The sequence below is a fragment of the Hydrogenovibrio sp. SC-1 genome, assembly GCF_002848135.1.
Lineage (GTDB): Bacteria > Pseudomonadota > Gammaproteobacteria > Thiomicrospirales > Thiomicrospiraceae > Hydrogenovibrio.
The window spans coordinates 38,215-58,466 of sequence record NZ_PKGB01000011.1; the positions used below are offsets into that span (position 1 = coordinate 38,215).

General features: G+C 44.5%; 20 protein-coding genes. 15 read left to right on the top strand and 5 right to left on the bottom strand.

Annotation, left to right across the window (positions count from 1 at the left end; genetic code table 11):
- Positions 1 to 16: 16 nt before the first annotated feature.
- Positions 17 to 2,560: an ATP-dependent helicase HrpB gene (gene hrpB, locus CYQ88_RS07330; protein WP_101840707.1), complete on the top strand. Its 2,544-nt coding sequence runs from the start codon at positions 17 to 19 to the stop codon at positions 2,558 to 2,560.
- On the opposite strand, the gene CYQ88_RS07335 is transcribed toward hrpB, so the two are convergent.
- The 4 genes from CYQ88_RS07335 to CYQ88_RS07350 all read right to left on the bottom strand — a co-directional run bounded on the left by CYQ88_RS07335 (position 2,538) and on the right by CYQ88_RS07350 (position 5,833).
- Complete coding sequence (locus CYQ88_RS07335) at positions 2,538 to 2,969, bottom strand: YqaA family protein (protein ID WP_101840708.1); 432 nt, start codon at positions 2,967 to 2,969, stop codon at positions 2,538 to 2,540. The two genes, hrpB and CYQ88_RS07335, sit on opposite strands and share 23 nt — an antisense overlap.
- A gap of 74 nt (positions 2,970 to 3,043) precedes the next feature.
- Positions 3,044 to 4,279, bottom strand: coding sequence for a peptide-methionine (S)-S-oxide reductase MsrA (gene msrA / locus CYQ88_RS07340; RefSeq protein ID WP_233188838.1), 1,236 nt, complete (start codon positions 4,277 to 4,279; stop codon positions 3,044 to 3,046).
- A 199-nt stretch (positions 4,280 to 4,478) separates the two neighbouring features.
- Positions 4,479 to 5,177, bottom strand: a complete 699-nt coding sequence (locus CYQ88_RS07345) for a hypothetical protein (RefSeq protein WP_101840710.1) — start codon at positions 5,175 to 5,177, stop codon at positions 4,479 to 4,481.
- A 2-nt stretch (positions 5,178 to 5,179) separates the two neighbouring features.
- Entirely contained in the window at positions 5,180 to 5,833 is a 654-nt protein-coding gene (locus tag CYQ88_RS07350) for a DUF6475 domain-containing protein (protein ID WP_101840711.1), read from the bottom strand.
- A gap of 247 nt (positions 5,834 to 6,080) precedes the next feature.
- Between CYQ88_RS07350 and CYQ88_RS07355 the strand changes: the two genes are divergently transcribed.
- Positions 6,081 to 7,304 carry a D-alanyl-D-alanine carboxypeptidase/D-alanyl-D-alanine-endopeptidase gene (locus CYQ88_RS07355; RefSeq protein WP_101840712.1) on the top strand — a complete coding sequence of 408 codons (1,224 nt, stop codon included), beginning with the start codon at positions 6,081 to 6,083 and terminating at the stop codon, positions 7,302 to 7,304.
- Between the two features lie 23 nt (positions 7,305 to 7,327).
- Here the strand turns inward: CYQ88_RS07355 and queE are convergent, their stop codons facing one another.
- Positions 7,328 to 7,981, bottom strand: a complete 654-nt coding sequence (gene queE, locus CYQ88_RS07360) for a 7-carboxy-7-deazaguanine synthase (RefSeq protein ID WP_101840713.1) — start codon at positions 7,979 to 7,981, stop codon at positions 7,328 to 7,330.
- A gap of 191 nt (positions 7,982 to 8,172) precedes the next feature.
- On the opposite strand from queE, the gene leuC reads away from it, so the two are divergent.
- The 13 genes from leuC (at position 8,173) to CYQ88_RS07425 (ending at position 20,190) form a co-directional block, all read left to right on the top strand.
- Entirely contained in the window at positions 8,173 to 9,597 is a 1,425-nt protein-coding gene (leuC, locus tag CYQ88_RS07365) for a 3-isopropylmalate dehydratase large subunit (protein WP_101840714.1), read from the top strand.
- Positions 9,598 to 9,612: 15 nt separating this feature from the next.
- On the top strand, positions 9,613 to 10,257 hold the full coding sequence (leuD, locus tag CYQ88_RS07370; RefSeq protein ID WP_101840715.1) for a 3-isopropylmalate dehydratase small subunit: 645 nt from the start codon (positions 9,613 to 9,615) through the stop codon (positions 10,255 to 10,257).
- Positions 10,258 to 10,292: 35 nt separating this feature from the next.
- Positions 10,293 to 11,363, top strand: a complete 1,071-nt coding sequence (gene leuB / locus CYQ88_RS07375) for a 3-isopropylmalate dehydrogenase (protein WP_101840716.1) — start codon at positions 10,293 to 10,295, stop codon at positions 11,361 to 11,363.
- A 49-nt stretch (positions 11,364 to 11,412) separates the two neighbouring features.
- Entirely contained in the window at positions 11,413 to 12,363 is a 951-nt protein-coding gene (locus tag CYQ88_RS07380) for a M23 family metallopeptidase (protein WP_101840717.1), read from the top strand.
- Complete coding sequence (locus CYQ88_RS07385) at positions 12,285 to 12,806, top strand: polymer-forming cytoskeletal protein (RefSeq protein WP_101840718.1); 522 nt, start codon at positions 12,285 to 12,287, stop codon at positions 12,804 to 12,806. Before CYQ88_RS07380 ends, CYQ88_RS07385 begins: the two co-directional genes overlap by 79 nt.
- The gene (locus tag CYQ88_RS07390) at positions 12,803 to 13,825 is read left to right on the top strand and encodes an aspartate-semialdehyde dehydrogenase (RefSeq protein WP_101840719.1); all 1,023 of its coding nucleotides are present in this window, start codon (positions 12,803 to 12,805) and stop codon (positions 13,823 to 13,825) included. Before CYQ88_RS07385 ends, CYQ88_RS07390 begins: the two co-directional genes overlap by 4 nt.
- A 4-nt stretch (positions 13,826 to 13,829) precedes the next feature.
- Complete coding sequence (gene truA, locus CYQ88_RS07395) at positions 13,830 to 14,630, top strand: tRNA pseudouridine(38-40) synthase TruA (RefSeq protein ID WP_101840720.1); 801 nt, start codon at positions 13,830 to 13,832, stop codon at positions 14,628 to 14,630.
- Positions 14,630 to 15,259: a phosphoribosylanthranilate isomerase gene (locus tag CYQ88_RS07400; RefSeq protein ID WP_101840721.1), complete on the top strand. Its 630-nt coding sequence runs from the start codon at positions 14,630 to 14,632 to the stop codon at positions 15,257 to 15,259. The genes truA and CYQ88_RS07400 overlap by 1 nt, the downstream gene beginning before the upstream one ends.
- Before the next feature lie 73 nt (positions 15,260 to 15,332).
- Positions 15,333 to 16,538 (top strand): tryptophan synthase subunit beta, encoded by a 1,206-nt coding sequence (trpB, locus tag CYQ88_RS07405; RefSeq protein ID WP_369827538.1) that lies wholly within the window; start codon positions 15,333 to 15,335, stop codon positions 16,536 to 16,538.
- Between the two features lies 1 nt (position 16,539).
- Positions 16,540 to 17,361 (top strand): tryptophan synthase subunit alpha, encoded by an 822-nt coding sequence (trpA, locus tag CYQ88_RS07410; protein WP_101840723.1) that lies wholly within the window; start codon positions 16,540 to 16,542, stop codon positions 17,359 to 17,361.
- A gap of 41 nt (positions 17,362 to 17,402) precedes the next feature.
- Entirely contained in the window at positions 17,403 to 18,257 is an 855-nt protein-coding gene (accD, locus tag CYQ88_RS07415; RefSeq protein WP_101840724.1) for an acetyl-CoA carboxylase, carboxyltransferase subunit beta, read from the top strand.
- A 6-nt stretch (positions 18,258 to 18,263) separates the two neighbouring features.
- Complete coding sequence (gene folC / locus CYQ88_RS07420) at positions 18,264 to 19,568, top strand: bifunctional tetrahydrofolate synthase/dihydrofolate synthase (RefSeq protein ID WP_233188839.1); 1,305 nt, start codon at positions 18,264 to 18,266, stop codon at positions 19,566 to 19,568.
- Positions 19,561 to 20,190, top strand: a complete 630-nt coding sequence (locus CYQ88_RS07425) for an SPOR domain-containing protein (RefSeq protein ID WP_101840725.1) — start codon at positions 19,561 to 19,563, stop codon at positions 20,188 to 20,190. Before folC ends, CYQ88_RS07425 begins: the two co-directional genes overlap by 8 nt.
- Positions 20,191 to 20,252: the final 62 nt, after the last annotated feature.

Below are 20,252 nucleotides of genomic sequence, written 5' to 3' on the forward strand. Positions count from 1 at the left end.
AAAAATCTCTTGCCCCATGTCTGCAAATAATCAAACCGAATTACCGATCACACAGTTTTTACCTCAATTGGTCGATGGTTTTAGCCAAAATCCAAATTGGGTATTACAAGCCGAACCCGGTGCGGGAAAATCGACTTTGGTGCCACTCGCCTTTTTGGCCTCTGCAGCGTTTTCTAATCAAATCATTATACTTTTAGAGCCAAGACGATTGGCTGTGCGAACCCTTGCAAACTATTTAGCCAAGCAGTTAGGAGAAAGGGTCGGTGAAACCGTTGGTTATCATGTGCGAAATGATCGGCGCGTCTCGTCCCAAACACGTTTAGAAATTGTGACCGAAGGCATCTTAACAAGACGCCTGCAACAAGACCCGGAATTGCCAGGGGTTGGGCTCATTATTTTTGATGAATTTCATGAAAGATCCATTCATGCTGACTTAGCCTTAACGTTATGTTTGGATGTTCAAACCGCATTGCGCCCTGAGCTCAAGCTGTTGGTGATGTCGGCGACCATCGAAACAACCACTCTCAGTCGGTATTTAAAGCAAGCCCCCATTTTGCAGGTTCCAGGTCGCACCTTTGAGGTTAAAACTGTTTATGCGCCACAGCCCATCAAGGGAACGCATTTCCATGACTGGTCAGGGGACTGTATTCATCTGATCCAACGGGCATTACAAAATAGTCAGAAAGATGTGCTGGTTTTCTTACCGGGTAAAGCGGAAATTCATCGGCTTCAAAATCAACTGGAGGCTAAAAATTGGCCAGGCCTGGTCGTTTTGCCTTTGTATGGCAGTTTGCCCATTGCCGAACAAGAGGCCGCTATCATGCCGGACGTTCAAGGACGACGAAAAGTGGTGTTGTCTACCAATTTAGCCGAAACCAGCTTAACCATTGAAGGGATTGATGCGGTAGTGGATTCAGGATGGGTGCGTAAAGCGGTTTACGATGTGACTAGTGGCATGACTCGATTAATGACACAACCTTGTTCGAAGGCATCAGCCGATCAACGTCAGGGACGAGCGGGGCGTTTAGGGCCGGGCATTTGCTATCGACTGATGTCGGAGAGTCAATATCAACAAAGAGCGGACTTTGATGCTGAAGAAATCACCCAAACTGAGTTGACGCAATTGTGTATGGAGTTGGCGCAATGGGGCGTTCATGATATTGACGAACTGGATTGGTTAACACCACCACCCGAAGCCCATTTTAAAGTGGCTCAAACCCTATTACAGTCACTGGACCTGTTAACGGAAACCGGCCAATTATCAGCGCGGGGCCAACAAGCGGCGCAATGGTCAATCGATCCACGTTTGGCTAGAATTTTAATTTTTGCCCAAACCCAATCCGCTGAAATTCAACATTTGGCGTGTGATTTGGTTGCGTTATTGATTGAAGGGGATGTGTTTCAATCTGCCGACGATGTTGATATGACACAACGTTTGCTAGCGATACAGTCTGCGAGAGATTCATCGGCAAAGCATCGCCAAAACTCACAAATTCGTCCGCACTTAATGCGGCAACTGCTAAAAACAGCGACGCGCCTTAGACAACAATTAGGCGCACAGCCCAGTCAGTTGGCGCTTGACCTGTTACATTCGCAGACAGGACGGTTATTGGCGGTCGGGTTTCCCGATCGCATTGCACAATGTCGTTCCAATAAAAGCGGCCGCTATCGACTGAGTAATGGTAAAGGCGCGATACTTTCGCAACAGGATTCCCTTATCCAACACTCTTGGTTGGTGGTAGCTGCTATTGATGGGCAGCGTCAAGCTGCCAGAATTTTTCTTGCGGCCCCCATCGATGTGAATACGCTTAAGTCGCTGTTCGAATCCAAAATTCGCTGCGAACCTCGATTGCAGTATGACGAAGCCAAACAGACGGTAACGGCTCAACAAATCACTCGGTTAGGCGCATTAATCCTATCCGAAACCACTTTGCCCAAGCCCAGCCGGGCAGAGTTCCAGCAAGCACTGGCCGCTTTGTTGCCGAAACATCCGTCTTTATTGCATTGGTCTGAGAAAACCATGCAGTGGTTGAGTCGAGTGAGATGGCTGGCTGTGTATCAGTCAGATTGGCCTAATTTCGACCAGGCCTGGTTAGAATCGAATTATGACCACTGGTTATCGCCATATTTGAATCATGTTCAATCGGTGAAAGATTTACAAGCGGTTGACCTATTGCCCTTATTACAGGCCCAGCTCAACTACGAACAATTGCAAGTGTTGGATCAACAAGCACCCTCAGTTTATACCGCGCCATCTGGAAAACGCGTGCCTATTGTTTATAGCCAACAACTGGCGCCCAAAGTTGCTATTCAATTACAAGAAGTGCTAGGGGAGCAGAATGCACCTCGATTAGCTGGCGGTCAGGTGTCTTTAACCTTTGAACTGTTGTCGCCAGCCAGAAGGCCGATTCAGACCACGGCTGACTTAGCTGGATTTTGGCAAAGTTCTTATTTTGAGGTGATTAAAGAGATGAAAGGGCGTTATCCTAAGCACCGTTGGCCAGATAACCCTTTAGAAGCTCCCGCTGGGCATTCCATTAAGCGCCGCCAAACCAACTGAGCGCGCCTAGTAAAAGCGCATAACGGGTTCCTTTGCCAATGGCGACTAGAATACAAAACCCAATAAAAGACAATCGCATCATCCCGGCAATAAATGTGAGTGCATCTCCTAAAATGGGCAGCCAAGCAAACAATAATGACCAATAGCCATAACGTTGAAACCAGCGCTGGCTACTATGGAGGCGTTCGGCTTTAAACGGAAACCAGCGATGTTGTTGATAGTGCAGAAAATAGCGACCCAAAGCATAATTCACCATTGAGCCAAGTGTATTGCCCGCCGTGGCCCAAACCCAAAGCAGCCAAAGTGAGTCGCCAGATGTAGCCAAACTTAATAACAGCACTTCCGAGCCAGCTGGAATAAGCGTGGCCGCCAAAAAAGCACTGAAAAAAAGCGTTAGATAAGAGTCCATGTGACTATTTTAAGCGATGCCTAGAACTGTATTTAGGTGTTTATCACGTTTGTGAGACAAAGATAATCTATCTTCTAGTCGGCAACAAATTTAAGCACATTGCCGTTAATGCAATAGCGCTTATGAGTCGGTGGTGGGCCGTCATTGAAAACATGACCTAAATGAATGCCAGAGCTGGCGCTGCGCACTTCGGTTCGCGTCATACCATGACTATGGTCTGGATGTTCAGTAATCGCGCCTTCAACCGGGTTAAAAAAGCTGGGCCAACCGGAGCCACTTTCAAATTTAGTATCGGTGCGAAATAGTGGCGCACCGGTGATTGGGTCCACAAAGGTGCCTGGACGTTTTTCATCAAGATGCGATCCACTAAAGGCGGGTTCGGTGCCTTGTTCAAACGCGATTCGCTGTTGTTGTGGCGTGAGAAGTTGAAAGCCAAGCCATTGCCAAAAACGCGTTTTATCGCCGGTATAGCCGGTAAAACGAGAAGTCTCTTGACCGTCTTTGAATAAGACAATGGTTGGGGTGGCAAATAACGGTTGGGCTAGCTTCCAACCTGCAGGCGGTTGCGGGGTTAGGGTAGTTGCAACGGCGACTTCAGATTGCCAGTTGGATAAAATTTCTTGCTTAAATGCTTTGCAATATTGACATTCTTCTGCTTCAAAAACAATTAATTGTAATGACTTGTTCAAGTCTTTTGCCGATAAGGTAGTCGCAGGATCGGTTGGTGCGGTAGTTGAAGTGGAGGGTGTCGTATTTGGATATTTGACGCCAGTTCCGCCTAAGCCACAATAGCCATTGGGATTTTTTTGCAGATAATTCTGGTGGTATTCTTCCGCGGATGTGTAGTGACGTAACGGTGCAATTTCGGTGGTGATTTTGGGGTAGCCGGCCTTATCTAAAGCAACTTGATATTGTTGTTTGGTGGCTTCCGCCAAATTGGCTTGTTTAGGTGACTGAGTGTAGATAGCACTTCGATAGTTACTGCCAATATCATTGCCCTGACGGTCGCCCTGAGTGGGATTGTGATTCTCCCAAAAGTGAATCAGTAGGGTTTCAAGCGAGACGACTTGTGGATCAAAGGTCACTTTAATCACTTCGGCATGATTACGCGCTTGACTCATCCCCATCCGAATCTGTTTTTCAAGCCTTAAGACTTGTTCATAGCTAGTCTGAGGTTGATCGCCACCCGCATAACCGCTTTCAACATCTAGCACGCCCTTTATCGCACTCATGCGTTTTTCGGCACCCCAAAAACAGCCCATCGCAAACACAATGGATTCGGTTTTATTTGCGGTTTGGCTATCAGACATCTTGACCTCCTGAGCATAGGCTTGAACAAATAGACTACTAACGAAATATGATAACAAGATCAGAATGCGCATAACAATATCCTAGTAGATAAGTGGGTTATTGATAGCTTACACAAAATTGATACTTGAAACTATGACTCAAGCTTTGAGATGGTCGAAAAATCGCTTAAAAGCAACCAGGCCCGGTCGTTTTAGCCCGTTATTCGTGGGTAATTTTAGGGGAGTGGTACAACTGTGGATCTTGAGATTTCTTCTTTAACCAGTTGCTGGCTGCGGTTTGAGCCGATCTCTCAATGGCGGCACGTTTGCCGTTGCCGGGTGTCTGGTTTTGTTGCTGTTTGTCTTTGCTGTTACTGACCCAGAACCGCCAATAGGCAACTAGGTCACTGTTCCAAAAGCGATCTGGGTTGGCCGCAACATAGTGTAGAAACTTGTCAAAGCTTTGATTGGCCATGGCTTCAGATAGCCCTTCTTGTTGCGCATAAAGCAATAGTGATTCGGTTTGATCCTTTAATAATCGAGACAGATTTTTATTGAGTAGAGTGTCGGTGCCTTCAAAGCGTTTTAAGTGTTTCTTTAAGTTATCGTCCAATAAGGGTTCTGAACTACGTAAATTGGCATCGGCTTCAAGGGAGAGTCCGGTTTGTTGCTGAAAGGTGGTAGGGTTAATGGTAAAAATGCAATAGCCTTTTTGATTGCGACGCACACTGATAATCTGGCGCTTTTCCAGCCGCAGTAGCACCTTGTGGAGCAGTTCATCATTCCAAAAAGCGAATAGGCTTTCGAGCGCATCCGTTTTGATGGGGGCTTGGTCGTAATTGTGCTGTATCCATCCTAGAAAGATGGCTTCATGGATCGATAGCGCTTCGGCAACTTGGGTGTCAAATTGAATTTGCATGGTTAATTAGACTGAGTTTGATTTTGTAAACTTTTGACCAGTTTATCAGTCTCGTGACTAATAGTGATTAAGTTGTCGGCACGACAAAGCTGTTGCATGACTTGCCTGGCCTTCACAGGATCTCCAATCAGGACTGGCGGGTTCTTTTTGGCGCCTTTTAGCTTGGCATTTTGGGCATTGATGATACCGGTCAACTCGACAGGAGGTTGGTGTTGCGCAGGCGTGCCGTAAAGGGCACGATAGGCATTTTTAAATTCATTGGCCTTAAAGGTTAAAGATTTTTCATCGGGAATATCGCACAGCGCCATCCAGCCGCCCATTTTATGAATAATTTGATGAATTAATGGGTCGTGAAAGACCACGTCCTGATAAGCCCCGACTTTTCGAATGGCGGTTTCCACTTCGTTCCAAGCGCGTAAGGCGTTATCCATAGTGCCGCCTTTACAGTTTTTGATAATGTCGGACACTTTGGGCCACCAGCGGCCTTCTTCTGGATGCTGTAGATGGGCATTAAAAGCCGCCTGCACTTCTTCAATACTGTAATCTTTTAAGCCGTTCCAGTACATTTCAAAGGTCAGATCGGTTAAATCTTTTTCATAATAACTAAACACCCAACTAAGGATTTGCGAGAATTTTTCCATATCTTGAACTTGCATAATATCGCTGGGTTCCTTTCTCTTAATGTTGATCTAGGGTATCGTTGGGTTTGTCTTTAAATGAACAGATTATTTTAGCATCTTCGTCATGAACGTGTATTGCCAATATTTTATTTTGACTGACGATAAATAGGTAAAATAAAGCGTTCATGGTGTTAATCGAAAGGACTTTTTGTTTGTGCTCAACCTAGGCTATTTAAACAAAAGCAGACTCTCTGTGCGCTGGCTCCTGTATTTAAGCGTATGGATGTTGCCGATAAGCTTACAGGCGCAATCGCTGCCGACTGCTTTTGCTGAGCTCGAAAATGCTAGCTTATTACTACTCAACCCACAACAACAGCCTGTGATGATGAAAGATGCCGACAAGGCCATGATACCGGCCTCAACCACCAAATTAATTACGGCGTTTTTAGCACTAAAACAATGGGGGCCATCTCATCGATTTCATACCGATTTTTACCTGAATCAATCATCACAGTCGTCACCTGTGCTAACGGTGAAAGGCTATGGAGATCCGTTTTTGGTTTCGGAAGAAATTGAACGGTTAGCTAAGCAATTAGCGGAGCGTCTAAAGTCTCAAGGCGTTGATCAAATTTCGCATTTGGCTTTGAATACCGATCACTTTAAAAGTCAGGTTATTTTGCCCGGTCGATCTGCCTCTCAAAACCCTTATGATGCGATCCCCAGCGCTCTAGCCGCCAACTTTAATACCCTCAATATAAAGCGTCAGCAGGGCGTGTTGGTTTCTGCTGAACCTCAAACACCATTAACACCGCTGGCAAAAAGTTGGGCCAGTCGTCCAGAGGCAGACTTATCACAAGGTCGTATCAATTTGGGGAGTGATTCAAAACGCTGTGAACAGTATTTCGCGGAGTTATTAAGCCTTTTTTTAACACAACAAGGCATTCGTATTGAACAGCCAGTGAAGTGGCGTTCTGGCATGGATGATGACGCTGAGTTGGTTTATCAGCATTTTAATCGTCTCACCTTAGCTGAAATGATTCAGCCAATGATGCGTTATTCAACCAACTTTATTGCCAATCAGTTGGTGTTGATGATGAGTGCGGAACGATATGGTGCCCCAGCAACGCCAGCAAAAGTGGCCAGATTATTACAAGCGGATTTGCAACACTATTTTGGTTGGCAGCATTTTTCGTTGGAAGATGGCGCAGGATTATCTCGGCAGAATCGTCTCAGTGCCAGGCAGCTAGTTACCTTATTAGAAGCGTTTAAACCTTGGCGACAGCTATTGCCTGAGGTGTTGCCGAACGTTTATGCGAAAAGTGGTACCTTGATTGGCGTGACGACCTTGGCGGGTTATATTGAAATCGCTGACCCTAAGGGGAAAACCCCTAACTGGGCACCTTTTGCTTTGCTGATTAATGAGTCGGCGTCTTATCGTGTTCGCAATCAAATTGCTCAGCGTTTAAAAGCGGCCTTAAACACCACAACCCTTGTTAGTGCGCCTTGAAATAAAATCCGCTTGCTTAATTCTCAATCAATTCCTAATAATTTATGCGTTTGCAAACTCAGTTGCCATTGCGGATGGTCAAGGCAATACCGAATAGCCGCTTGTTGATTGGCTTTTTGTTTAACTGGATCGGTTTCATCCATCGGCTGTAAATAAAAATATTTAAAATCGAGCTGTGCCACTTTCTCAGGCAGTAGGTCGGTTTGCGGATAAACCAATTTTAATTCATCGCCAGAGGTCAATAATAAAGGTGCATTGGCTTTTGGGCTAACACAAATCCAATCGAGTCCGGCTGGCGGGTTTAAAGTGCCATTGGTTTCAACCGCCACTTCAAAATGCTGTTGATGAAGATGGTTAATGAGGGTTTCATCAACTTGTAGCAAGGGTTCGCCGCCGGTTAGTACCACAAACGGATTTGACCAGGCCTGGTCGTTTTGGGTCGGCCAAAGCTGCAAAAGATGATTGACCAGTGATTCTGCTGTGGCAAAAACACCGCCATTTTGACCATCGGTGCCAACAAAGTCGGTATCGCAAAATTGGCAGGTGGCCATGGCGCGATCCGCCTCTTTGCCTGTCCATAAATTACAGTGACTAAACCGGCAAAAAATGGCCGGGCGTCCGCTGTGCTTGCCTTCGCCTTGTAATGAATAGAAGGCTTCTTTAATGCGGTAATTCATGAGGATCCTTGGGTGTATCAATTAGGGTAGAAAACAAAAGTTCATTGCAAAAATCCCAGGTGGATTGTCGCTATTTTGTATCATCGGAAAAATTTGAACTGCTATAATACCAAGCTACTTTGAATAAACGTCATTGCGGTTTTAATCCCCGAATAAAAGGGCCGCTTTAATAACAAGAGAGATTATATCAAATGTCTGCTAAGACCTTATACGATAAATTGTGGGACAGCCATGTGGTCAGACAAGAAGAAGATGGCACCGCGCTAATATATATTGACCGTCAATTATTGCATGAAGTCACCTCTCCTCAAGCCTTTGAAGGATTGAGGTTGGCAAATCGTAAACCTTGGCGCATTGATGCAAATCTCGCGACGCCCGATCATAATGTACCGACGACGGCTTATGACTCGGTTGAAGATATTGTTGATCCGATTTCTCGTATTCAAGTGCAAACTCTAGATGCCAATGCACAAGAATTTGGCATTACCGAGTTTGGCATCGGCGATATCCGCCAAGGGATTGTGCATGTAGTTGGCCCTGAAGAAGGAGTGACCTTACCTGGCACAACCTTGGTCTGTGGTGATTCTCATACCGCTACTCATGGTGCCTTAGGCGCTTTGGCGCATGGTGTCGGGACGTCCGAAGTAGAACATGTATTAGCAACACAATGTTTGATCCAAAAAAAGATGAAAAACATGTTGGTTAAGGTTGAAGGAACGCTTCAACCCGGTGTTGGTCCTAAAGATGTGGTGTTGGCCATTATTGGAAAGATTGGTACAGCTGGTGGAAATGGTCATGCGATTGAATTTGGGGGTCAGGTGTTCCGAGACATGTCGATTGAAGGGCGAATGACGGTTTGTAATATGGCTATTGAAGCGGGTGCTCGAGTCGGATTGGTTGCTGTTGATGACAAAACCATCGACTATGTTAAGGGACGTCCGTTTGCGCCGAAAGGTGCTCAGTGGCAAGTCGCTGTAGCTGCTTGGCAGGACTTGAAATCGGATGAGAATGCTGAATTTGATAAAGTCATTGAATTGGATGGAGCGAGTATTGAGCCGCAAGTGTCTTGGGGCACTTCACCTGAAATGGTGTTGTCAGTCAATGGTCAAGTCCCCGATCCTAGTTTAGAAACGGATGCGGTTAAGGCTGATGGGATTCGTCGAGCGCTTTCTTACATGGGGCTTGAGGCGGGTATGGCTATCAGTGACATTCCGGTTGATTATATTTTTATTGGTTCTTGCACCAATTCTCGAATTGAAGATTTGCGTCAAGCAGCTGAAGTGTTAAAAGGGCAGAAAGTCGCTCCATCGGTTGAGCAGGCTTTGATCGTCCCTGGCTCAGGATTGGTTAAACAGCAAGCAGAGGCCGAAGGGTTGGATCAGATTTTTATTGAAGCGGGTTTTGAATGGCGTAATCCAGGTTGTTCAATGTGTTTGGCAATGAATGCCGACCGTTTACCAAGTGGTAAACACTGTGCGTCAACCTCTAATCGTAATTTTGAAGGACGTCAGGGCGCGGGTGGGCGAACCCATCTTGTCAGCCCACAAATGGCAGCGGCCGCAGCCATTGCAGGGCATTTTGTCGATGTGCGTCAATTGATTGGTTCAAACCAATAAGGGATAAGATTAACAATGGAAAAGTTTACAAAACTCACCGCGATAGTGGCTCCGATGGATCGAGCAAATGTGGATACCGACGCCATTATTCCAAAACAATTTTTAAAGTCGATTAAACGGACTGGTTTTGGGGTTAATTTGTTTGATGAGTGGCGTTATGAAGATGTGGGTGAGCCAGGCAAGGATAATAGCGCACGCCCGTTGCGCAAAGATTTTGTGCTGAATCAACCCCAATATCAAGGCGCAAAAATTTTATTGGCGCGTGAAAATTTTGGCTGTGGTTCCAGTCGTGAACATGCACCTTGGGCATTGAAAGATTATGGCTTTGATGTCATTATTGCACCAAGTTTTGCCGATATTTTCTTTAACAATAGTTTTAAAAATGGTATTTTGCCAATAGTTTTAGATGCCGATGTGGTTTCGTCCTTATTTGATGAGGTGTTTGCAAACTCTGGGTATCAATTGACGGTAGATTTGGATTTACATCAAATAATTAAGCCCTCTGGAGAAACCATTCAGTTTGAAGTTGATGCATTTCGTCGTCACTGTTTATTAAACGGTTTAGATGATATTGGTTTAACATTACAACATCAAAGTGAAATTGAAACTTTTGAAGCGGCACATAAAGCTAAAAATCCTTGGCTTTTTGCTGCAGAATAACCCTTTTATAATTTTAAGAATAAAGAGACGGATTGATGACCCAACAGATTTTAATTTTGCCAGGTGATGGTATTGGCCCTGAAATTACAGCAGAAGCGGTTAAGGTTTTAACGGCATTACAAGCAGATGGTTTAGACATTGAAATGACCGAAGACCTTGTAGGCGGCGCAGCTTATGATGTGCATGGAGTGCCTTTGGCAGACGCGACCTTGGAAAAAGCAAAACAGGCCGATGCGATTTTATTAGGGGCAGTTGGGGGTTATCAGTGGGAATCTTTAGATATTTCTGTTCGCCCTGAAAAGGGATTACTAGCCTTGCGCTCAAATTTGGAATTGTTTGCCAATTTACGTCCTGCTTATTTGTTTCCGCAACTTGCCGATGCTTCAACGTTAAAACCTGAAGTGGTCGCGGGATTGGATATTTTGATTGTGCGTGAGCTAACTGGTGGTATTTATTTTGGGCAACCGAGAGGCATTCGTCAGCTCGATAATGGTGAACGTCAAGGGTTTAATACCTATGTCTATACTGAATCTGAGATCAAACGCATTGCACATGTGGCGTTTGATGCGGCCATGAAACGTAATAAACGTTTGTGCTCAGTTGATAAGGCGAATGTATTGGAAGTGACTGAGCTTTGGCGCGAACTGGTTGATGAGGTTGCGAAAGACTATCCTGAGGTTGAAGTTCAACACATGTATGTTGATAATGCGGCTATGCAGTTGGTCTTAAATCCAAAGCAATTTGATGTGATGGTGACGGGCAATATGTTTGGTGATATTTTGTCAGATGAAGCCTCTATGTTGACTGGATCGATTGGTATGTTAGCGTCCGCCTCACTAGATGCCAATAATAAAGGGATGTATGAACCTAGTCATGGCTCGGCTCCAGATATTGCTGGACAAAATATTGCCAACCCGCTGGCCACCATCTTATCAGCGGCCATGATGTTACGATATAGTTTAGGTCGTGAGGACTTGGCAGTTCGCATTGAAAGTGCGGTCAGTCGTGTATTGGATAAAGGCCTTAGAACAGGGGATATCTGGTCTGAAGGTATGCAAAAGGTGTCCACCTCTGAAATCGGATCAGCGGTTGTTGCTGAGCTATAAGTGCAGTTGATTAAAGTCTAATGAGAAGCCTTCAAAAGTGCCACATCGAATGAAAAATCACTTTACCATTACCATTAGTGATGTTCATGGTTCACGCCATTTTTCATTTAAACAATTTATGCGCAAGTTTGCATTGTTTGTGGTGCTGTTTATCATTTTGATGTTAGCCAGTTCTGCGGTGATTATTTGGTGGTTGAATCAAGAAATTGTTGCGATTGAAAACAATCGAATTTCAGCACAAGCCGAATACAACGAGGTGTTGGAAAAACGGGAACAGGCCTATTATCTTCTCGAAAAAGAGAAACATAAAATTCAGGAAGAACTGGATACCAAGTCCAAACAAATCCAATTCTTAGATCAAACGTTAAAGGGTCTTGAAGACTTAATTGGCGTTGAGTCAGATGAAGATGCTTTGGTGTTGGATCGGGTCAAAATTGCCCAGTTAACCACACTGGAAAAGCAGGTGATGTTAGAAGATATTCCAAACGATCGACCTGTTAAAACCTTTAAAGGGGTCAGTAGTAGCTATGGATGGCGAACTCACCCTGTAAAAGGCTCTAGAGAGTTCCATCGCGGGATTGACTATCGTGGGAAATATGGTGATGGTGTTATTGCAACCGCAAATGGTACAGTTGAGTATGCTGGCTATCACAAACGAAGTGGCTATGGACGTTTGGTAATTATTTCGCATGACTATGGTTTTAAAACACTCTACGGTCATATGAGTAAATTACATGTCAAAACTGGACAAGTCATTAAGAAAGGCACTTTAATTGGTGAAATCGGTTCTTCCGGACTTTCTTCTGGTCCACACTTGCATTATGAAATAAGTTTTGTTCAACGGAAATTAAATCCAGTCGCTTTCATCAACTGGAATTTAAAAAATTATGATGGAATTTTTAAAGAGGTAAAAGGGGTGCCATGGGGATCTTTAAGTCAAATGATTCAAGAACGCGTGAAGCGGGTGGAAAAACAATTATTGCTCCGGGATGTAAAATAATTGGTGAAATCAAGGGCCTAGATGGCACTTTACATATCGATGGTTGCGTTGAAGGCATTGTTGAAACCGATTACGATGTTTCGATTGGGAATGAAGGTTCTGTTACCGGGTTAGTCAAAGCTAAAACGATTGTTGTCAGTGGTGCCCTTGAAGGTAAAGTCGCTTGCGAAAGCATTGATATTTTGTCTACAGGGAAAGTCCTGGGAGAGGTCATCTGTGGTGAAATGATGATCGAGTCAGGCGGCCGATTTATCGGTGAAAGCCGTGAATTAACAGAAGGCGGCCTAGTGGTCAGCTTCCCTGAAATTGAGAAACAAAGAAATACACCTCAAGCCATTTCAGAATTTTTACAAAGACTTGAAAAATCACATGTGACTTCGACAAACGAAAATAAATCTGATGTTGCTGCACAGTCTGATGAAAAGCAAAAGGAATCAAAATGACAAAACAGTATGATATTGCCGTCGTCGGTGCAACTGGTGCCGTTGGAGAAACTATTTTAAAAGTTCTAGAAGAAAGAAACTTTCCTGTTGGCAATCTGCACCTGTTAGCCAGTAGTCGATCTGCTGGAAAAAAACTCGAGTTTAAAGGTCATTGGATTGAAATTGAAGATTTGGCGACGTTTGATTTTTCAAAAGTTCAAATTGGTCTTTTCTCACCAGGCGCAAGTATTTCTAGAGAATATGCCCCTAAGGCTGCGGCAGCTGGGTGTATTGTGGTGGACAATACTTCTGAATTTCGTTACGACGATGATATCCCTTTAGTGGTGCCTGAAGTCAATCCAGATGCGGTGATTGGTTATAAGAACAGAGGCATTATCGCTAACCCGAATTGTTCAACCATTCAAATGTTGGTGGCTTTAAAACCGATTCAAGATGCAGTGGGTATTAGCCGTATTAATGTGTGTACCTATCAGGCTGTTTCAGGATCTGGTAAGGAAGCGATTGAAGAGTTGGCAACTCAAACAGCCAATTTACTCAATATGAAATCCGTTGAATGCAATGTTTACCCTAAGCAAATTGCTTTTAACTGTATCCCGCAAATTGATGTTTTCCAAGAAAATGGCTATACCAAAGAAGAAATGAAAATGGTTTGGGAAACGAATAAAATTATGGAAGATGACACGATTAAGGTGAACCCTACCGCTGTCAGAGTTCCCGTTTTTTATGGTCATAGCGAAGCGATTCATATCGAAACCAAACAAAAAATAACGGCTGAAGAAGCTAAGGCGTTGTTTAAGAAAACAGAAGGCATCGTCTTAATTGATGAGCACCAGGATGGCGGTTATCCGACAGCAGTGACTGATGCAGCCGATACCAATCCGGTGTATGTTGGGCGAATTCGAGAAGACATCTCTTTTGAAAATGGCTTGAACCTATGGGTTGTGGCCGATAATGTGCGTAAAGGGGCAGCTACCAATACGGTGCAAATTGCCGAGCTGTTAATTCAAAACCACATTTAAGCGGATGCCATCAAAATTTGCGATTGGTATTGAATACCAAGGAACGGCTTATTGTGGCTGGCAATTCCAACAACATTGCATTTCAGTTCAGCAAGAATTGGAACAGGCATTATCGAATATAGCGAATGAGCCGATCAGTTTGCATTGTGCGGGTCGGACTGATACCGGTGTTCATGCCATTGGCCAAGTGGCACATTTTTGCAGTCACTCGCAACGGCCTATTCGGGCTTGGGTTCAAGGCGTTAATACCCAATTACCGCAAGATATTCGGGTGACTTGGGCGGTACCCGTTGCCGAGGATTTTCATGCTCGGTTTTCCGCTCAGGCGCGGCAGTATCGTTATGTGATTTTCAATCGCCCCGTTCATTCGGCCATCCTAGCCAACCGCGTTACATGGGAAGGGCGACCACTGAATGAACAGCAAATGCATTTGGCAGCACAGGCGTTGGTCGGTGAACAGGATTTTTCCGCGTTCCGAGCTGCAGGTTGTCAAGCAGCACATGCGCGACGTCAGGTTCAATCTATTTCGGTCACGCGCCAACAGGATTTTGTATTTGTCGATATTCAAGCAAATGCTTTTTTACATCACATGGTACGCAATATTGTTGGCAGCTTAATGGTTGTTGGCCGAGCGGAGAAATCGGCAGATTGGATAGCTGATTTATTATCGAAAGGCGATCGAACACAAGCGGGGGTCACGGCACCTGCAGCAGGGCTATATTTTGTTAATGCCATTTATCCAGCAGAATTTAAGATTCCACAACAATCACTCAATCGTTTGTTATGGCAAGGATCAGATTTATAATGCACAGAACGCGTGTCAAAATTTGCGGTATTACCTCCACTGAAGATGGTTTAAGTGCCGCTCGATTGGGAGCTGATGCATTAGGGTTCGTTTTTTATGAAAAGAGTCCTCGGGCTGTCAAAGTTGACCAGGCCTGGGACATTTTTCGTGTTTTGCCTCCGTTTATTACTCGGACAGGGTTATTTGTAAACCCCAGTTCTGATGCAGTGCAACAGGCCATTGAGACCTTAGGTATTGACCTGTTGCAATTTCATGGACAGGAGTCGGCAGCCTTTTGTGAACAATTTGATCGACCCTATATTAAAGCTGTTGCGATGCAGGCCGAGACCGATTTGAGCCATTTGGCTCATCAGTTTTCGGATAGCCAAGGGTTGCTTTTGGATACCTACAAAAAAGGGGTTGCGGGCGGAACAGGCGAAGTTTTTAATTGGGACTGGGTGACCCCTGAAAAACGCACTGAGATTTCCTTGCCCATTATTCTTGCAGGCGGATTAACTGCAGACAATGTTGCTCAGGCAATTGATCGGGTTCAACCTTGGGCGGTTGATGTCAGTGGCGGTGTTGAACAACACCCAGGTAAAAAGTCGGCTGTAAAAATAGCGGCATTTATTAATCAAACCTTTAAGTAAAACAGATGATGCTCAAATTTACTATAGCATCAGGATTGAGGTTACTACAACGATTTAAAATAATAGGATGAGTATGAGTACAGATTATTCGCAATACCCGGATATTCACGGTCACTTTGGTATCTATGGAGGCATTTTTGCGCCTGAGACCTTGATGTCGGCGTTAGAAACCTTGAATAAACAGTATAACCAGCTAAAGGATGATGCTGATTTTCTTGCAGAATTGACTCAAGATTTTCAAGATTATGTGGGTCGCCCCAGCCCTTTATATTTTGCCAAACGTTGGTCCGAGTCTTTAGGCGGTGCCAAAATTTACTTAAAACGAGAAGACTTAAATCATACGGGTGCGCATAAAATCAATAATACCATTGGTCAAGCGCTATTGGCGAAACGACTTGGCAAAACCCGTATTATTGCCGAAACGGGTGCAGGGCAGCACGGCGTTGCCAGTGCAACGGTTGCTGCGCGTTTAGGCTTGGAATGTGTGGTTTATATGGGGGCTGAAGATGTGGTTCGTCAAGCACCAAATGTCGCTCGAATGAAAATGTTGGGGGCTGAAGTCGTTGCCGTGGAATCCGGTACGCGGACCTTGAAAGATGCTCTTAATGAAGCCATGCGAGACTGGGTGACCAATGTTGATGATACTTTCTATATTATTGGCACGGTTGCCGGTCCCCATCCTTATCCAGCGATGGTAAGGGATTTTCAAGCTATTATTGGACGTGAAGCTAAGCTGCAACATCTTGAAAAAGAAGGGAAACTCCCTGATGCTTTGATTGCTTGTGTCGGTGGCGGCTCCAATGCGATTGGCCTGTTTTATGATTTTTTACCAGATGAGGCTGTTCAGATTTTTGGAGTGGAAGCCGCCGGTCATGGATTGGAGACAGGTCAACATGCAGCGCCTTTATGCCAAGGTCGGATAGGTGTGCTTCATGGGAATCGAACTTATTTAATCGGAGATAAAAATGGCCAGATTACGCCGACTCACTCCATTTCAGCTGGGTTAGATTATCCTGGCGTTGGTCCAGAGCATGCTTGGTTAAAAGATATTGGCCGCGTTAATTATGTTGCCATTAATGATGATGAAGCCATGCAAGGATGTCGCGACTTAACTCGAATGGAAGGGATTATTCCAGCATTGGAAAGTAGTCATGCATTGGCCTATGCCACTAAATTGGCACCGACCTTGTCACCTGATCAATCGATTATTGTTAATCTATCGGGTCGCGGAGATAAGGATATGAATACCATTGCAAAAATCGAAGGGTTTGAATTTTAACATGAATCGAATTGATACAACCTTAGCCGCATTGAAATCGGCTAACAAAACAGCTTTAATTCCCTATATTACCGCAGGAGACCCTCATCCAGGAATGACGGTTTCACTAATGCATGGCCTAGTTGAGTGCGGTGCTGATATGCTTGAATTAGGCGTGCCCTTTTCTGATCCAATGGCGGATGGTCCTGTGATCCAAAAAGCTGTGGAACGCGCATTGGTGCATGAAGTTAATCTACGGCAAATTCTGGCGATGGTCGCCGAATTTCGGAAGACCGATTTGCAGACGCCCATTATTCTAATGGGCTATTTAAATCCGATTGAAGCCATGGGTGGGGATGAATTTGCAAAATCCGCAGAGCAAGCTGGTGTAGATGCAGTCTTGACGGTGGATATGCCTCCTGAAGAGTCGGAAGGCTATTTTGCGCAGTTGCAATCATCTGATTTACATCGAATTTTCTTAGTATCGCCTACCACACCCGACAGCCGTTTGACGGCAGTCACCGAAAAAGGCAGTGGCTTTGTGTATTATGTTTCATTAAAAGGGGTGACGGGCTCTAATCAAATTGATGTCGCGGATGTGGCTCAGCATGTCGCTCATTTAAAACAAAAAGTGGCGATGCCAGTGGCAATTGGCTTTGGAATTCGTGATGGTGAAACCGCCTATCAAATGGCGCAGTTAGCCGATGCGGTCATTGTTGGGTCTGCGTTGGTTTCCATTATTGAAAAGCATGCTAAATCACAATTATCGGATATACAAGGGCATTTAAATGATAAAATGCGCGAATTTAGAGAAGCAATCGATCGAGCTGATGCAGAGGCCTAACTAATTAGGTACTCAAACAAACGGCGACTTTGGAGAAAAACATGAGTTGGTTTGAAAAGATTTTACCCAGTATCAAACAGGTAACGGATCGTAAAAAAAACGTTCCTGAAGGATTATGGACCAAGTGTCCCAAATGTGAAAGTACTTTGTATCGTTCAGAAGTGACGCGCAATCAGGAAGTTTGCCCAAAATGTGACCATCATATGCGACTGGGAGGACGTCAACGTTTAGAAGCCTTCTTTGACGAAGGCACAGGCAGTGAAATCAGTGCCGATGTGACCCCCGTTGATGCACTAAAATTTAAAGATATTAAACCCTATAAGACGCGTATTTCTCAAGCTCAAAAGGCTACTGGGGAAAAAGATTCGTTTGTCACTATGACCGGTAAAATTCAGGGGTTGGATGTCGTTGCCGGCGCATTTGAATTCAAGTTTATGGGCGGTTCCATGGGTTCAGTCATGGGTGAAAAATTTGTTAGAGCCGTTAATAAAGCGATTGAATTGCGTTGTCCTTTGATTGTCTTTTCAGCCAGTGGTGGCGCGCGGATGCAGGAAGCGCTTTTTTCACTCATGCAGATGGCCAAAACCAGTGCGGCATTGGGGCGTTTGCGAGCTGAAAAGTTACCATTCATTTCGGTGTTGACTGATCCAACGATGGGCGGCGTCTCTGCCAGTTTTGCGATGTTGGGCGATTTAAATATTGCTGAACCTAAAGCGCTAATCGGTTTTGCTGGGCCGAGAGTGATTGAGCAAACCGTGCGTGAAAAACTGCCCGAAGGTTTTCAACGCAGTGAGTTTTTATTAGAGCATGGTGCGATAGATCGTATTGTTCACCGCCATCATTTGAGTCGTGAATTAGCTTCCATTTGTCGTATGTTACTTAAAAAGCCTGCTTAAACCCGGGTGAACAGTCAGTCAACCTCAACTGCGATGCCAAATACTTTACATTTAGTCGATTGGCTAGATTGGTTGTTGGCAATGCATCATGCCGAAATTGATCTGGGCATTGAACGGGTTCAAGTGGTGGCCCAAAAACTGGGCTTATTGCCTTACCCAATGCCTGTGATTACCGTTGCCGGAACCAATGGAAAGGGATCCAGCGTCGCTATGCTGGCAGCGATCTATGAGGCGGCTGGCTATCAGGTTGGGGTTTATAGTTCTCCCCATATTATTCGTTTTAATGAACGCATTCGACTTCAAGGACGGCTTGCCACAGATGTCGAAATTGTTGAAGCATTTAAAACCATTGAGTCGCTTCGAGACGGTATTAAACTCACTTACTTTGAATATGCAACTTTGGCGGCCTTATGGTTGTTTTTCCAATCAAAATTAGATTTGGTGATTTTAGAAGTGGGGTTGGGCGGACGCTTAGATGCCGTCAATTTATTGGATGCAGATATCGCGTTAATAACGGCCATTGGTCTGGATCATGAAGACTGGCTAGGCAGTGATCTCAATCAAATTGCATTGGAAAAAGCGGGTATTATGCGAAGCGGACATCCTTGCATTTGCTCTGACCCAGAAGTACCTAACAGTTTAGTCAAGTATGCACTCGCAAACCAAGTTCCGTTAAACCAATTCAAAAAAGACTTTTGGATTGAAATAAATGACCAGGCCTGGTCATTTTTAACCGCGGAAACCAATCAACTTTCATCCTACGAAAATTTACCGCCATCTGCTTTATTAGGGGACTTTCAATATCAAAATGCAGCAGGAGTGGTTGCGGTTATTTCTAGTCTTCAACCGTCATTACCGGTTACCCAATCTGCCATCGCATCCGGCTTGCAACAAACTGAACATCCTGGTCGGTTACAGGAGATGTTGATTGAACAACAAACCTGGTGGCTGGATGTGGCACATAATCCGCAAGCCGCAAACGCATTAGCGCACTTTTTAAAAACACAACCTCAACCAATGGTTGCTGTTTTTTCTGCGTTAGCAGATAAGGATATTCAGCCGATGATTCGGGCTTTATTACCCTATATCAATACCTGGTATATTGCTGATCTGTTGGAGCCGAGAAGTGCATCTTTGCAACACTTGACAGATTCATTGCAACAAGCAGGCGTTTTGGCTCAGAATATTGTAAAATGCGCGACCATAAAAGAGGCCGTTTTGACAGCAAAACAGGTGGCACCTGTGCCGGTATTAGCATGGGGCTCTTTTTTAACCGTCTCTCAAACATTGGCAACGTTGAATAATGGATGATTCAGAATCACAATATGAAAATACCTCTGTTAAATACCGTTTAACAGGTGCTTTCTTTTGGTTGGGGTTGATGGTGATTATTGTGCCCACTTGGTACAGTCACCCGGTTAATTTTGATCCGGATCAAGCGGTGAACGAACCCAAAAACCAATCGGTTCTCATTGAAAAGCCATTTGCATTACCTGCAAAAAAATTGGATCAATCACCTACTTCGGACGTGATTCAGGCGGCAAAAGAAAGTGATGCGCCTGTTACTAAAGCGGATACGCCACAGATTGAAAAATCCTCTTCAAAGGATGTTGACAGTCAAACGGTTAAAAATAGCACCCGTGCAAAGAATTCACCGCCAAAGTCAGCGACACCCGCTGAAGGGCAAACGGTGAATTGGGTGATTCAACTAGTGGCTTATAAGACAAAAGCTACGGCAGAGGCGTTAAAAGAACGCTTAAAATATGACTATGATGCCTTCGTTAAGTTCTTTCCGAAAAATGGGTATTATTCCGTTCGTGTAGGACCTTATCAAGATGAATCAATCGCCCTGAAGGATCAAGCGAGATTAAATCAGTTGTTACGGATTGAATCTATTTTGATAAAAGGGCAGTTTAAAAACGTAAATAATTGATGAAGCGTGTAAGCGTTAAAATTGCTACGCTTTTATTACGGTATAGATTTTAAAAACCTAAG